This window comes from Rhizobium sp. Nf11,1 (assembly GCF_050587665.1).
In the GTDB taxonomy this organism is placed as follows: domain Bacteria; phylum Pseudomonadota; class Alphaproteobacteria; order Rhizobiales; family Rhizobiaceae; genus Rhizobium.
In genome coordinates this window covers 172,524-185,098 of sequence record NZ_JBOBHU010000003.1, presented here as the reverse complement: position 1 = coordinate 185,098, position 12,575 = coordinate 172,524, and the positions used below count along the sequence as shown (strand labels likewise).

The following is a 12,575-nucleotide window of genomic DNA, read 5'->3' as shown; positions in this document are numbered from 1 at the left end:
CCGTGATCAGGCGGCAGACTACGCCGTTCCCTTGGGAATTCGGCCTCGCCTGTGGCGCACTTCCAGCGCCGCGCAGCCCCAGACCGTGCCGAAGAGCAGATAGACATGGCGCCAGTGGTCGATGTCGATGACGTTGCCGATCGCCGCGTGGCCGAGAACGGAGATCCAGGCAATCATCAGGAAGGGTTGCCAGGGCCGGTCGTGAAGCAGGTTCCGGAAACCGAGGATGAGCGTCCAGAGGAGCATTCCGACATAGCTGACGAAGCCGAGCCAGCCATAGGAGGTGAGCGACTTCAGCCAGATGTTATGCTCGTCCTCGGGAAACATCGTGCCGAACACGAGCGGGCCGATGCCGAGCGGGCGCTCCATCATCATGGTGAAACCGATCCTGTGGCGCTCGAAACGGCCGAGATGTTCGCCGTCATACTGCTGCACAAGCTGGGCGCGTGTCGAAAACAACTCTGCGACCTTTGGGATCTGCAGCGCCACGAGCAGCGATGCGACCAGCAACATGATCGCCGCCAGCGACAGGATCAGCACTCGCAAGCGGAAGGCGCCGCTGCGCTCCTTCAGCAGCATGATGAAAATCAACAGCATGACGCCGAGCGCAAAGAGACCCCAGGCGGCGCGGGAAAAGGAGAGAAATATGCCGAGGGCAATCACGAGAAGGGCGGCCGCCTTCAACGGCGATTTCTTCAGATCGCCGACCAGAATGCCGTGGACGAGATGGAGCGACGGCGGCACCAGGAACGGGCCGAAGACGTTCGGATCCTGGAACGCGCCTTTGGCGCGATCATAAAGAGTAAATACTTCCGAGCCCGGAAAGGCGTGGAAATAGCCGAGCACGCCGAGCGCCGACGTGACGACGGCAGCCAGGGTCCAGGCGTTGAAGATTAGCGGCAGCCGCTTATGGCTGTCCTCGATGATCGCCCCGTAGAAAACCGCGGTCAGCGCCAGGAAGGTCGAGACGGCAATATACATCGGTGCCGTTGCGAGGTCCTTCATCTGGGTCAGCGACAGCATGCCGCCGATATTGAAAGTGAGCAGCAGGGCAAGCAACGGCGCAACGCTGCGCGAAATTCTGAGGCCCAGGATGAACCAGAGGCCAATCAGCCCCGCCATCCAGAGTTCATAAGGCGCCGGCTCATCGATGACAAAGCCGGAGAGGAAAACGCCAAAGGCGACGAAGGCCGAGCCGATGAGCCGCAGCGCCGCCCGTTGCGGCTGGGCGACACGCGAATATGTCGCCTCGACCGCGCTCAATAGGCGTTTTCCGTATTGAGCAGCCGGATCGGCGTCAGGAATAGGATTTTGAGATCGAACCAGAGCGACCAGTTCTCGATGTAATAGAGGTCGTAGGCGGTGCGGAACTTGATCTTCTCGTCATTGTCGACCTCGCCGCGCCAGCCGTTGATCTGCGCCCAACCGGTAACGCCCGGCTTGACGCGGTGGCGGGCGAAATAACCTTCGACGACATCGGCGAAGGCGCGGTCGCGCGCCTGGGCAAGAACCGCATGCGGACGCGGACCGATCAGCGAGAGATCTCCCCGCAGCACGTTGAAAAGCTGCGGCAGCTCGTCGATCGAGGTTTTGCGGATGAACCTTCCGACGCGAGTGACACGCGGATCGCCCTTGGTCACCGCGGCCTTGCCCGTAGGATCGGCCATGTTTGTGTACATCGAGCGGAACTTGAAGACGTTGATGACTTCGTTGTTGAAGCCGTGACGCTTCTGCATGAAGAAGACGGGGCCTTCCGAGGTCGCCTTGATGGCGATCGCGGTTGCGGCCATCAGCGGCCAGAGCAGCGCAAGCGCGACCAGAGTGAAAAAGATGTCGAAGCCGCGTTTGGCGACGGAATCCCAGTCGCGTATCGGCATCTTGAAAATGTCGAGCATCGGAACAGCGCCGACATGCGAATAGGCGCGTGGCCGGAAGCGCAGCCGGTTGGCGTGCGCCGCAAGCCGAATATCGACCGGCAGGACCCAGAGCTTCTTCAGGAGATCGAAGATACGTGCCTCAGCCGAAAGCGGCAGGGCGATGATCAGCATGTCGATGCGCGTAAGCCGCACGAATTCGACGAGTTCCGCCACTGTGCCGAGCTTCGGGTAACCGGCGACCATGATCGGCGAGCGTTTTTCGCCGCGGTCGTCGAAGATGCCGCAGATGCGGATGTCGTTGTCGGCCTGTTGTTCGAGGATGCGGATCAGCTCCTTGGCCGGTTCGCCGCCGCCGACGATGACGGCGCGCCGCTCCATGATGCCGTTGCGCGCCCAATTGCGGATGCCGTAGGCGACAAGGAAACGCTCGGCAGAGAGAAACAGCACCCCGGCGGCAAACCAGGGAACATAGGCATCGGCCATCGCCCATGTCGTGCCACGAATGAGCGCGAACAGGCCGATGGTCAGCACAAGCGCGATCGTCCATGAAGCAAGAATGCGGGGCATCAGCCGCAGCTTCGCCCGGAGTGCGGGAATGGTATAGGTGTCGGCAAGCTGCAGGGCGATGACGGTCGAGGCCGAAGCGATCGCGGCCATGCCTGCCCGCACCAGCAGGGGATCGCTGCCGTCGCCCGGCCAGAAGTAGTGGACGATCAGGGCAATCAAAAAGAGCGCCAGGAATTCCAGCAGCCGCAATTGACCGATAATAATGACAGGCGAACGGGTACCGTCGCGGAACTGTTCGGCGATCTGCCGGGCATAAGGATTGATTTCGACCGGTTCGGCGGAGTGCGCCTGACCTGCGTTGCGGCGCGCCTCGATGTCGGAAATTTGCTTGCGCAGCGCTTCCACGTCGAATTGATCGCTTTTTTCCAATTTGTTCATGGGGTTTATCGCTCGTTGTCAGCAAGCGAATACCAGAAAGCCCCTAAGAAATATTTACAGGGCGACGGACACTGCCTGTCCGGCGGGATTGACGAGTTCATGGTACAGCTTCAGCACATCCTGAGCCATCACTGTGGAGGAAAACACGGCCTTTACCGCCTCATGCGACGGCATTGTTCTGGCGTGCCAGCCGGGCGTGCTGAGCGCTTCCGCCATGACGCGGGCGAGATCGTCGGAATTGCCTGGCTCGACAAGAGCCGGACTGTCCTTGCCGAGCACTTCGGGAATGCCGCCGACGCGGCTGGCGATGATCGTCTTGCCGGCTCCCAGCCCTTCGAGCACGATATAGGGCATTGCTTCGGCGCGAGAGGGGACGACGAGATTTTGCGCCATGGCAAAGGCTTCGTGGATGCGCATTGCCGGCAGCATGCCGATCCGTTTGCCGAGGCCGCGCTCGATCATCATCTCGCGGTAGCGGTCCCGGTCAGGTCCGTCGCCGATCATCAGCGCCGAAAGGGGCCTGCCGAGCAGCCGCTCGGTCTTGGCGAAGGCATCGACAAACAGATCGGGACCCTTGAGGTCCCGAAGCATTCCGACATAAATGAAATGCACGGCATCCGACCGGGTGTGGATCGGCTCGAATTCGCGCTCTCCGATGCCGTTATAGATCAGTTTCGTCTTCGTCCGCGGCTTGCCCACCTTACGGGTATAGGTGTCGCGCTCGTATTCGCAGATGAAGACCAGCGCATCGGTGAAATATTCCTGCAGGCGCTCCATCCTGAGGACGAACTGTCCTGTGAATGAGGAGCGCGAATAATGCAGGCTTCCGCCATGCGCGGTATAGAGGCGGGCTACGCGATACCTGTTCACCCGCAGGGCTGAGCCGGCAAGTCGCGCGAGCACGCCGCCCTTGGCGCCGTGCCCGTGCAGCACATCCGGCCGCAAACTTTTAATCTTCTTGTACGTATCCCACATCGTCGCGATATCGGACGGGCTGACCGAGCGGCGGATCGGCACGCGCGTCAGGCCGAGCGACAGATATGGGCGGATATCGTCGAACAGTCTGTCCTCGTGCTCGCCGCCGGTCGAGCTGTCGCAAAGGATGCCGATGTGATGGCCCGCCTTGCTGTGCTCCTCGACCAGATCGCGGACATGGCGGAAAATTCCGCCGACCGGCGACCTGAAGCAGTGGAGAATGCGGAGCGGCCTCTCTCTTGTCATTGCTCAGAAGAGCCGTTCGCGAACGTAGATCGTGTCGCCGGCGATGATCGGGCCGGATATGTTGATGCGCCCGGTCAGGACCTGTCCGTTTATCTTGCGGGTGACGTCGACCATGCTTTGGTTGGCGCGACTGGAGAAGCCGCCGGCAACGGCGATGGCATTCTGTACGGTCATGCCCGGAACATAGGCATATTGGCCAGGCTGCCCGACTTCGCCCATAATGAAGATCGAGCGGTAGCGGTCGACGTCGATGGTGACATCGGGATCGCGAAGATAGCCCTGCTGCAGTTTCTGGGCGATCTGCCCTGAAAGTTGCTGCAGGGTTCGGCCGCGGGCAGGGACCTGACCGATGAGGGGGAAGGCGATATAACCGGCCTGATCGACGGTGTAGGTATTGGTCAGGCTCTGCTGGTCGAACACGGTGATGCGCAGCCGGTCGCCGCTATCAAGCGTATAGGGCTGGATGGTCGCCTCGTTGAAGGCTTTTGGGGCCGGCTTATACGTCGTGCATCCGCCCAATGCTGCCGTGATGGCTGCAAGGCTCAGGGCCAAAAGGATCTTGGGCGGGGCGACAGACATCCGCTTGTGCTCACAGAAAATGAACTCGGTGCAGCCGTTATCGATCCGTTAGGGTTAATGCCCGGTAAAAGGCGTATGACAATTCGCCAGTTCTTTGCCGATCGCCGCTATTTCTTGGCAGGATCACCATTAACCGTTGCGTTACCATGGTCGTTTACGCTTGCGGCGATTTTGTTGTGGAGTAAGAGCATGTCCGGCGTAGTGCGTGATCAGGATGTGGACATCGACCTCGGCCAGCTGGTTCGCGCCGTTTGGGCGCGCCGGGTAAGGATTTTGACGATCACGCTCGCGGCGGCCGGCGTCGCCTTTGCCGGCGCCAAGATCATCTCGCCGCAATATCGCAGCGAAACACGCATCCTCATCGAACCCCGCGCGCCGGCCTTCGCGAGTACCCAGCAAGCGAGCGACGCCGGCGCCGGGCCGCTGATGGACGAGCTGAATATCGCCAGCCAGGTGCAGCTCCTGCAATCGGCTGATCTCCTCAAGAAGGTGATCAACGACCTGAAACTCTACAATCTGCCGGAATTCGACGATGCCGCCAACGGCTCGGCGATGAGCAGCATCCTGGTGAAGCTGCATCTGAAGAAGAATCCGATCGAGAACCCGCCGGAAGAACGGGTAATCGACGCTTTCGTCGAGCGGCTGCAGGTCTACCAAGTGCCGGGTTCGCGCGTCATCGGCATCAATTTCACGTCGAAGGATCCGAAGCTCGCCGCCGCCATCCCGAACGCCATGGCGAACGTCTACCTTTCCACCCAGAGCGGCGCCAAGCTCGCCTCCAATTCGGAAGCGACGCGCTGGCTCGAGCCGGAGATCGAAAACCTGCGGCAGAAGGTCAGCGAGGCCGAGAAGAAGGTCGCCGAATATCGCACCAACCACGGTCTGCTGCAAACGAACGGCACGACCACATTCCCCACCCAGCAGCTTAATGACATCTCCGCAGAACTCACCCGGGTGCGGGGCGACAAGGCCAATGCCGAGGCGAGGGCGCAGGCGGTGCGCAATGCGCTGTCATCGGGCGAAGCCTCCGATACGCTGCCTGACATCATGTCTTCCCAGGCGATCCAGCGGCTGAAGGCGACGGAATCGGGCCTGCAGTCGCAAATATCGGATCTGCAAACCAGCCTCCTCAACAGTCATCCGAAGCTGAAGAGCCTGCGCGCCCAGCTCTCCGATATTCGCGGCCAAATCCGCCAGGAGACGCAGAAGATCCTGGCAAGCATCGAAAATGAGGCCAAGGTTGCCGACCTCCGCGCAAGCGAACTCGAGCGCCAGAAGGACGCGGTTCAGGCCAACAGCGCCCGTGCCGGCGAAGACGAGGTTGGCCTCAACGCGCTGGAGCGCGAGGCAAACGCCCAGCGCCAGCTGCTCGAAACCTATCTGGTGCGTTACCGCGAGGCCGCCTCGCGCGCCGACAGCAATTCCAGCCCGGCGGACGCCCGTATCGTGTCCCGGGCAATCGAGCCGGTCGATCCCTATTTCCCGAAGGTGGTGCCGATCGTTGTCGTCGCCGCCGTCGCGACGCTGATCCTGAGCGCCATCGTCACCATGCTCGCCGAACTCTTCAGCGGTCGGGCGCTTCGTGCCGTCGATACGTCCCGTGACGCAGTCAAGGCGGAAATGGTCGCGGAAGACAGGGAAGTGCCGCAGGCCGCCCCGGCCGCCAGAAGGCCCGTCCAGCCGAGCATGCTCGCCGTTGTCACGGAGGATGACGGAAAGGACGTGATCGAAGAAACGGCGGCCGCCGAAGAGGCGCCGGAGGACGATAATGAATTTTCCATTGAGTCCGTTGCGGACTACCTCACGGGCAGCCGCGCGCCGCTGGCAATCGCCATATCTCCGACTGGTGACAACGGTTCGGCGGCGACTGTTGCGTTGACGCGCATGCTCGCTGATGCCGGCCGCCGCGTCATTCTGATTGATATGACCGGCTCCGGCTATCCCACAGAACTGATGGCCGAGGACCAGGCAGCTCTTGGTGTCACCGATCTGCTGTGCGGCGAGGCCGCCTTCGGCGACACGATCCATGGCGATCGGCTTTCCGATGCCCATCTGATCCCGCAGGGCCAGAGCGACGTGCGCCGTGCCATGCGCGGTGTCGAACGGCTGTCGCTGCTGCTCGATGCGCTCGCCGCCGCCTACGACGTCGTGGTGGTCGAATGCGGTGCGGCCGATGTCGCCGGCGTCTCGCGGCTGACGCGCAGCCGGGATGTTGAAATTATCCTCTCCCTGCCGCAGCTAGAGGAGACGATCTTCGTTACCCTGATGACGGAGTTCCAGGCGGCGGGCTATCAGCGCGTCGTGCTGATGTCGGGCGGCCAAGCGGACGAGCAGGAGCTCGGGCAGGCTGCCTAAGCATGTCGCGCGAAAGTGTTCAGCGATTTCAGCCGATCCGTGCGCGGATGCCCTGGGCCAATTTATAGAGTTTGGGACGCGCCTTGATATGCGCCTTGCTACGGGTGACGATCCGGTGCGCGGCGCCTGCGGCGACTCCGAACGGCGAGACCGGCACGACCACGTCATAATGCGCGGTCTCCACTGGTGCCCAGGAACGCTTATAGGTCTGGTCGCCGAGGCCGAAATCGAACAGCGCGACACCTCTGCCATGCAGCCCTGCGATCGCCTGCCAATATAGGAACTCGCCGGGGCTTGTATCCGGTACAAGGTCTTCGTCGATCGCCCCGAACTGGCATATGACATGGTCGCCCTTGCGCGAAATCCCTGATATCGCGGCGATCCCGTCTTTATTCTCGCCCTTCAGCCGCAGCGCATGCATCTGCAGGGCGAAATACCGTCTCGCATCATCTCGCTTGTCGATGAGGCCGTGCAGGAAGGCCTGAGTTTCGGGATCGGCGAAGACGTCGGGCAGGCCAAGGCTCGCGAAGCGGGCACTCTTCAAACGGAAGAAGATGTCGAGCAGGTGGTGTTGCTCTTGGGATGTTTGTGGAATGACGTAGTCGACGCCCCCGGCTGCTTCCAGACGCCTCGACTGAACGCGGAATTTCTTACGTCGGCTCTTGGCGTTGAGCTGCTTCAGCGTTTCCTCGAAATTGGAGAGTAACGGCAATTGATAGGCGTGGTTCTGGTTCTGCACCATCGGCAGTCCGGTGAGCGGGGTCTGCCGCCCGCGCCATTCCAGCGGGACGTTTTGCAGCAGCAGCAGATCTGCATGGCCCTTCAAGGCCTGCCGAAGCTGCGCCGCGAACTTCTGCGCGTCGATGCTGCCGCCACTTTCGGCGAAATTGCCGGAGAACAGACCGGTATTGATATTGCTGTGATCGGCAGCGATGAACTTTGCGACGGTCAATCCACGGAATTTGACAATCTCGATCGGCAGAATGAAGGCTGTCTCGCCGGCATAGGTGCCCTTGAGAATTGCCAGCGGCCGCTGAAAGGCATTGACCCAGGCGGCGCACCAATCATAGCTTTGATGAAGCGAATGGAGATCATCGACCTCCAGAGCCCGCCAATCATCCTCCAGTGGCTGCATCGCGTCGAAAACCGAGATGTCGATTTTTGCCATGGCAAGTTTCATACTCACCTGGCGTAGGCGTGAGATCGCCATATCGGCCAGCGCGCCATCATCTGACGACTGTTCATCAATATCGAGCTTTTGCGTCTGCACGGGAACTCTCCGGTCAAAATGCTGAACGGGAAGGTAGGTGTGCAGGACATATATTTGGTTTAACCGCCGCCCATCCGCGGGGTTTTCCGCCGATCACGGTTATTCGGCCGTTAATGGCCTACTGTTGCCGCGGCCCGGCCACCCACTTGATGATCACCATTGCCGGCAATACCCAAAGCAGGCCGGTCAGAAGGAAGTAGAGCAGGTGCCCCCACCAGGGGGCGTTGCCGAGCGTCGCCACCGCGATCGTGTTCGCTACCAGCGCATAGATGAGCACAAGCACGATGATAAGGATCGTGCCGATGAATTTGCGAAGGCGGACGGGCATTGTTTATCTCTTGTATGGGTAGCGCGGAGCGGCGCGACGGCATGCCGCAAAGCTTCGGGGCTTGTTTTGCATGAGCCGGTGGGGCAAATCAACTGCCGGATAGAAGGAGACATCATGACCGTCGCGAACCTCACCACGGAACAGGCGATCCTGAGCGAAGTATGCAAGCAGAACCGCAACCGCCGTGCCTTGCGGCTGTGGCTCGGCTTTGTGCTTTTGGCGCTCTTTTGTCTCGTGCTCGTCGGAGGGGCAACGCGGCTGACCAATTCCGGCCTCTCGATCACCGAGTGGAAGCCGATCCATGGCGTCGTTCCGCCGCTGTCGGCCGCGGAATGGGAAGAGGAGTTCCGCCTCTACCAGCGCATTCCCGAATTTCAGCAATTGAACAGTTCCATGACCGTCGACGAATTCAAGAGCATCTTCTGGTGGGAATGGGCGCACCGGCTGATCGCTCGCGGCATCGGCGTGATCTTCGCGCTGCCGCTTCTTTTTTTCTGGCTGACGGGGCGGATCGAGAAACGCCTGCGCTGGCCGCTCGTCGGCATCCTGGCGCTCGGCGGCCTGCAGGGTTTCATCGGCTGGTGGATGGTGTCCTCAGGCCTTTCCGTTCGCACTGATGTCAGTCAGTACCGGCTGGCGACGCATCTCGTCATGGCCTGCCTAATCTTTGCCGGCTGCATGTGGATCATGCGCGGGCTGTCGCCGCACTCCAGCGATCCGGCGCCGGCACGCAGCTCGCGCGGCTTCGCTGCCGTAATCGCTGTTTTCGCGCTGTTCCAGATCTATCTCGGTGCTCTGGTGGCGGGACTCGATGCCGGTTTTTCCTACAATACCTGGCCATTGATGGATGGCGCCGTCATTCCCTCCGATCTGCTCATTCAGCAGCCCTTCTGGATCAATGCCTTCGAGAACCCGAAGACAGTGCAGTTCATCCACCGCATCGGCGCCTATACGCTCTTCGCACTGGTGCTGATCAACATGGTGATCGCCCTTCGCGCCGCACCCTGGACCACCCATGCCCGCCGCGCCGTCGTGCTTTTCGCGCTGGTGACCGTTCAGGCGGCGATCGGCATTGCCACGCTGCTGATGCAGGTGCCGCTTCACTGGGGCCTGCTGCATCAGGCCGGCGCGCTTGTTGTATTCGGTTTCGCCGTCGCCAACTGGCGTGGCTTTTACGGCGAATACCCGCACGAGACGATGATCACCGAACGCGATTGAAAGCGGGAGGCTGTCATTCGTTCTAACGCAGCACGCCGTCGAGCAGCGGCATGCCGATGATGGCTGCCGCTGCGATCAGCATGTAGCAGGCGATGCGGAAGGTCCGCTCCTCGGCAAGCCCGAACAGTTTCGAGCCGCCATAGAGACCCAGCGCATAACTCGGCAGGATAACGACGGTGAGGGCGAAGACAGCGGGCACGAACAGACCGCCGATATAATAGCTGATGGTGCTGAAGACGGACGAGATCGAAAAATACAGCACGACATTCGCTCTGACGCGCGCGAAGTCGCTCTTGCCGCCGAGCCAGTAGGCAACGACAGGCGGTCCGCCGAGCTGCGCGGCGCCGCTGAAAAGTCCGGCGATCAGGCCGACGCCGCTGCTGAGCGGCGTTGACGGCGCGCCTTGGTAGCGCCATCCCGATACGAGAAGCGCGAGCAGGCTGATGGCGATGATCGTGATGCTCCAGCGCAGCAGCGCCGGGTCGAGCAGCGCCAGCAGCGCCGTGCCGGCCGGGACGCCGAGTGCCGCACCAGCCGCCATGACGAAAACTTCGGACCGGTTGGCGTCGCGCCAGGCGGGTGGGATCATCCCAAGTGTGGCGATGCCGTCGATGACGAGCAGGATCGGCGAGACCAGCTTCGGGCCAACGATGGCGCCGCCGAGCGGGACTAAGATCAACGCTGCGCCGAAACCGGAAAAGCCGCGGGCTAGCCCCGCGATCAAGGCAAACGCCATCAGCGCATAAATGCCGTGACCGGGCAGGGCGGCGGCAAACCACGTCTGCATGTCGGCGACAAGCCTATCCAGCATCATGGCCTCAGCTGGCGAGCATCAGGTCCATGTTCTGCACGGCAGCACCCGAGGCACCCTTGCCGAGGTTGTCGAGCAGCGCCACCAGATTGACCTGGGAACCACCCGGCGTACCGAAGACGAAGAGTTTCATCGTGTCCTTGCCCTCGAGCTCGACGGCATTGACGCGGGGGAGCGCCTTACTTTCGGCGAGCGGCACGACGGTGACGATGCCCTGTCCCACATAATGGGCAACCAGTGCCGCGTGAATGCTTTCCATCGTCGCGCCCTCGGCGAGATCGTCGAGATGCAGCGGCACCTGTACGATCATGCCCTGCGCGAACTTGCCGACCGACGGCGAGAAGATCGGTGCGCGGTCGAGCAGGCCATGCACGGTCATTTCGGGCACATGTTTGTGAGTGAGCGGCAGGCCATAGAGGAAATGCGGCGCGGTGATCGCGTCCGGATGATCCGGATTTTCCATCTGAGCAATCAGCTGCTTGCCTCCACCGGTGTAACCTGAAACCGCATTGACCGTCACCGGATAGCCATCCGGCAGAATGCCGGCGGCGCGCATCGGCCGAATGAGGCCGATCGCGCCTGTCGGATAGCAGCCGGGATTGGAGACGAAACGGGCGGCCTTGATCTTGTCGGCCTGTGCACCGTCCATTTCGGCAAAGCCATAGGCCCAGCCGGAATTGACGCGGAAGGCCGTCGAGGTGTCGATAACGCGGACGTTGTTGTTGCCCGAAACCATCTGAACCGCTTCCTTCGACGCGTCGTCGGGCAGGCACAGAATGGCGATATCGGCGGTGTTCAGCATGTCCTCGCGCATGGCGGCGTTGCGCCGCTCGTCCTCGGGAATGGACAGAAGCTCGACATCGCGGCGGCCGGCCATGCGCGTACGGATCTGCAGACCCGTTGTGCCGTGTTCGCCATCGATGAAGATTTTCGGTGCCATGTTAGACCTGCGCTTTCAATGGGTTCTGAGGATTTCCGGATTCAATTTGAACGATGATAAATCAGCCTTGTGACGCCGCAATGGCGCGCCGCTCGGCATGAAGGCCAAGCATATACATTGCCACCGTTGCCCCCGCAATGGCGGTGATATCGGCATGGTCGTAAGGCGGCGACACTTCGACCACGTCGGCGCCGCGGATATCGAGTTGGTGCAGACGCTGCAGCACCGAGAGGATCTTGGCGCTCGACGGACCGCCGGCAACCGGCGTGCCGGTGCCTGGCGCAAAGGCAGGATCCAGGCAATCGATATCGAAGGTGAGATAGGCGGGGGCGCCGCGTGTATGAGAGATGATCGCCGAGGCGATGTCGCCGCCGCTCATCTCCTCGACCTGATGACCATAAAGAATATTGAGGCCGCAATCCTCCGGCGCATGGGTACGGATGCCGATCTGAATCGAGCGGTCGGGATCGATGATGCCTTCACGCACGGCCCGCGCCACGAAGGAGCCATGGTCGATGCGCCGCTCTTCGTCGAACCAGGTGTCCTGGTGAGCGTCGAACTGCACCAGCGCGAGAGGCCCGTGCTTTGCGGCATGGGCTTTCAGCAGCGGCCAAGTGACGTAATGATCGCCGCCGAGCGTCAGCAGAAAGGCGCCGCTGTCGAGGATGGCGCTGGCCTGGCGTTCGATGGCGCCGGGCGTGTCCTGATGGTTGCCGTAGTCGAGCAGGCAATCTCCATAGTCGATCACGGCCATCTCGGCAAACAGTTCGCGGTTGAAAGGATATTGCGCATCGTTGTCGAATATCGCCGAGGCGCGCCGGATCGCCTGCGGGCCGAAGCGCGTGCCCGGTCTGTTCGATGTGGCGGCGTCGAAGGGGATGCCCCAGACGGCGACATCGACGCCGGCAAGTTCTTTGGTGAAGCGGCGGCGCATGAAGGACAGAGCGCCGGCAAAGGTGGGATCGCTGGCGGCCGAAGTGAGGTTGGTCGCTGTGAAGGCATGATCTATGGTCTTGTTCGCCAAGGGGGGC

11 protein-coding genes are annotated in these 12,575 nt (G+C 61.6%); 2 read left to right on the top strand and 9 right to left on the bottom strand.

What is annotated here, in order from left to right; genetic code table 11:
- Positions 1-18: 18 nt before the first annotated feature.
- Genes ACQ7C1_RS06465 through ACQ7C1_RS06450 form a run of 4 tightly spaced genes read right to left on the bottom strand, consistent with a single transcriptional unit; the run spans position 19 to position 4,622 of the window.
- Positions 19-1,263: an O-antigen ligase family protein gene (locus ACQ7C1_RS06465; protein WP_430957703.1), complete on the bottom strand. Its 1,245-nt coding sequence runs from the start codon at positions 1,261-1,263 to the stop codon at positions 19-21.
- A complete protein-coding gene (locus tag ACQ7C1_RS06460) occupies positions 1,260-2,822 on the bottom strand; it encodes an undecaprenyl-phosphate glucose phosphotransferase (RefSeq protein WP_430957702.1) in 1,563 nt (520 codons plus the stop codon). Before ACQ7C1_RS06460 ends, ACQ7C1_RS06465 begins: the two co-directional genes overlap by 4 nt.
- A gap of 54 nt (positions 2,823-2,876) precedes the next feature.
- Positions 2,877-4,043 carry a glycosyltransferase family 4 protein gene (locus tag ACQ7C1_RS06455; RefSeq protein ID WP_085777742.1) on the bottom strand — a complete coding sequence of 389 codons (1,167 nt, stop codon included), beginning with the start codon at positions 4,041-4,043 and terminating at the stop codon, positions 2,877-2,879.
- Positions 4,044-4,046: 3 nt separating this feature from the next.
- The gene (locus ACQ7C1_RS06450) at positions 4,047-4,622 is read right to left on the bottom strand and encodes a polysaccharide biosynthesis/export family protein (protein ID WP_085777743.1); all 576 of its coding nucleotides are present in this window, start codon (positions 4,620-4,622) and stop codon (positions 4,047-4,049) included.
- Positions 4,623-4,811: 189 nt separating this feature from the next.
- On the opposite strand from ACQ7C1_RS06450, the gene ACQ7C1_RS06445 reads away from it, so the two are divergent.
- On the top strand, positions 4,812-6,977 hold the full coding sequence (locus tag ACQ7C1_RS06445; protein ID WP_430957701.1) for a GumC family protein: 2,166 nt from the start codon (positions 4,812-4,814) through the stop codon (positions 6,975-6,977).
- A 28-nt stretch (positions 6,978-7,005) separates the two neighbouring features.
- On the opposite strand, the gene ACQ7C1_RS06440 is transcribed toward ACQ7C1_RS06445, so the two are convergent.
- Together ACQ7C1_RS06440 and ACQ7C1_RS06435 are read right to left on the bottom strand one after the other, a co-directional pair.
- Positions 7,006-8,247, bottom strand: coding sequence for a GNAT family N-acetyltransferase (locus ACQ7C1_RS06440; RefSeq protein ID WP_430957700.1), 1,242 nt, complete (start codon positions 8,245-8,247; stop codon positions 7,006-7,008).
- Between the two features lie 118 nt (positions 8,248-8,365).
- The gene (locus ACQ7C1_RS06435) at positions 8,366-8,575 is read right to left on the bottom strand and encodes a DUF2842 domain-containing protein (protein WP_430957699.1); all 210 of its coding nucleotides are present in this window, start codon (positions 8,573-8,575) and stop codon (positions 8,366-8,368) included.
- A gap of 114 nt (positions 8,576-8,689) precedes the next feature.
- Between ACQ7C1_RS06435 and ACQ7C1_RS06430 the strand changes: the two genes are divergently transcribed.
- A complete protein-coding gene (locus tag ACQ7C1_RS06430; RefSeq protein WP_430957698.1) occupies positions 8,690-9,793 on the top strand; it encodes a COX15/CtaA family protein in 1,104 nt (367 codons plus the stop codon).
- A gap of 22 nt (positions 9,794-9,815) precedes the next feature.
- Here the strand turns inward: ACQ7C1_RS06430 and ACQ7C1_RS06425 are convergent, their stop codons facing one another.
- From ACQ7C1_RS06425 to speB, 3 genes are all read right to left on the bottom strand, one after another.
- Positions 9,816-10,607, bottom strand: coding sequence for a sulfite exporter TauE/SafE family protein (locus ACQ7C1_RS06425; RefSeq protein ID WP_085777747.1), 792 nt, complete (start codon positions 10,605-10,607; stop codon positions 9,816-9,818).
- Positions 10,608-10,611: 4 nt separating this feature from the next.
- Positions 10,612-11,544, bottom strand: coding sequence for an N-acetyl-gamma-glutamyl-phosphate reductase (argC, locus tag ACQ7C1_RS06420; protein ID WP_430957697.1), 933 nt, complete (start codon positions 11,542-11,544; stop codon positions 10,612-10,614).
- 61 nt (positions 11,545-11,605) lie between these two features.
- Positions 11,606-12,568, bottom strand: coding sequence for an agmatinase (gene speB / locus ACQ7C1_RS06415; protein WP_430957696.1), 963 nt, complete (start codon positions 12,566-12,568; stop codon positions 11,606-11,608).
- Between the last annotated feature and the right edge of the window lie 7 nt (positions 12,569-12,575).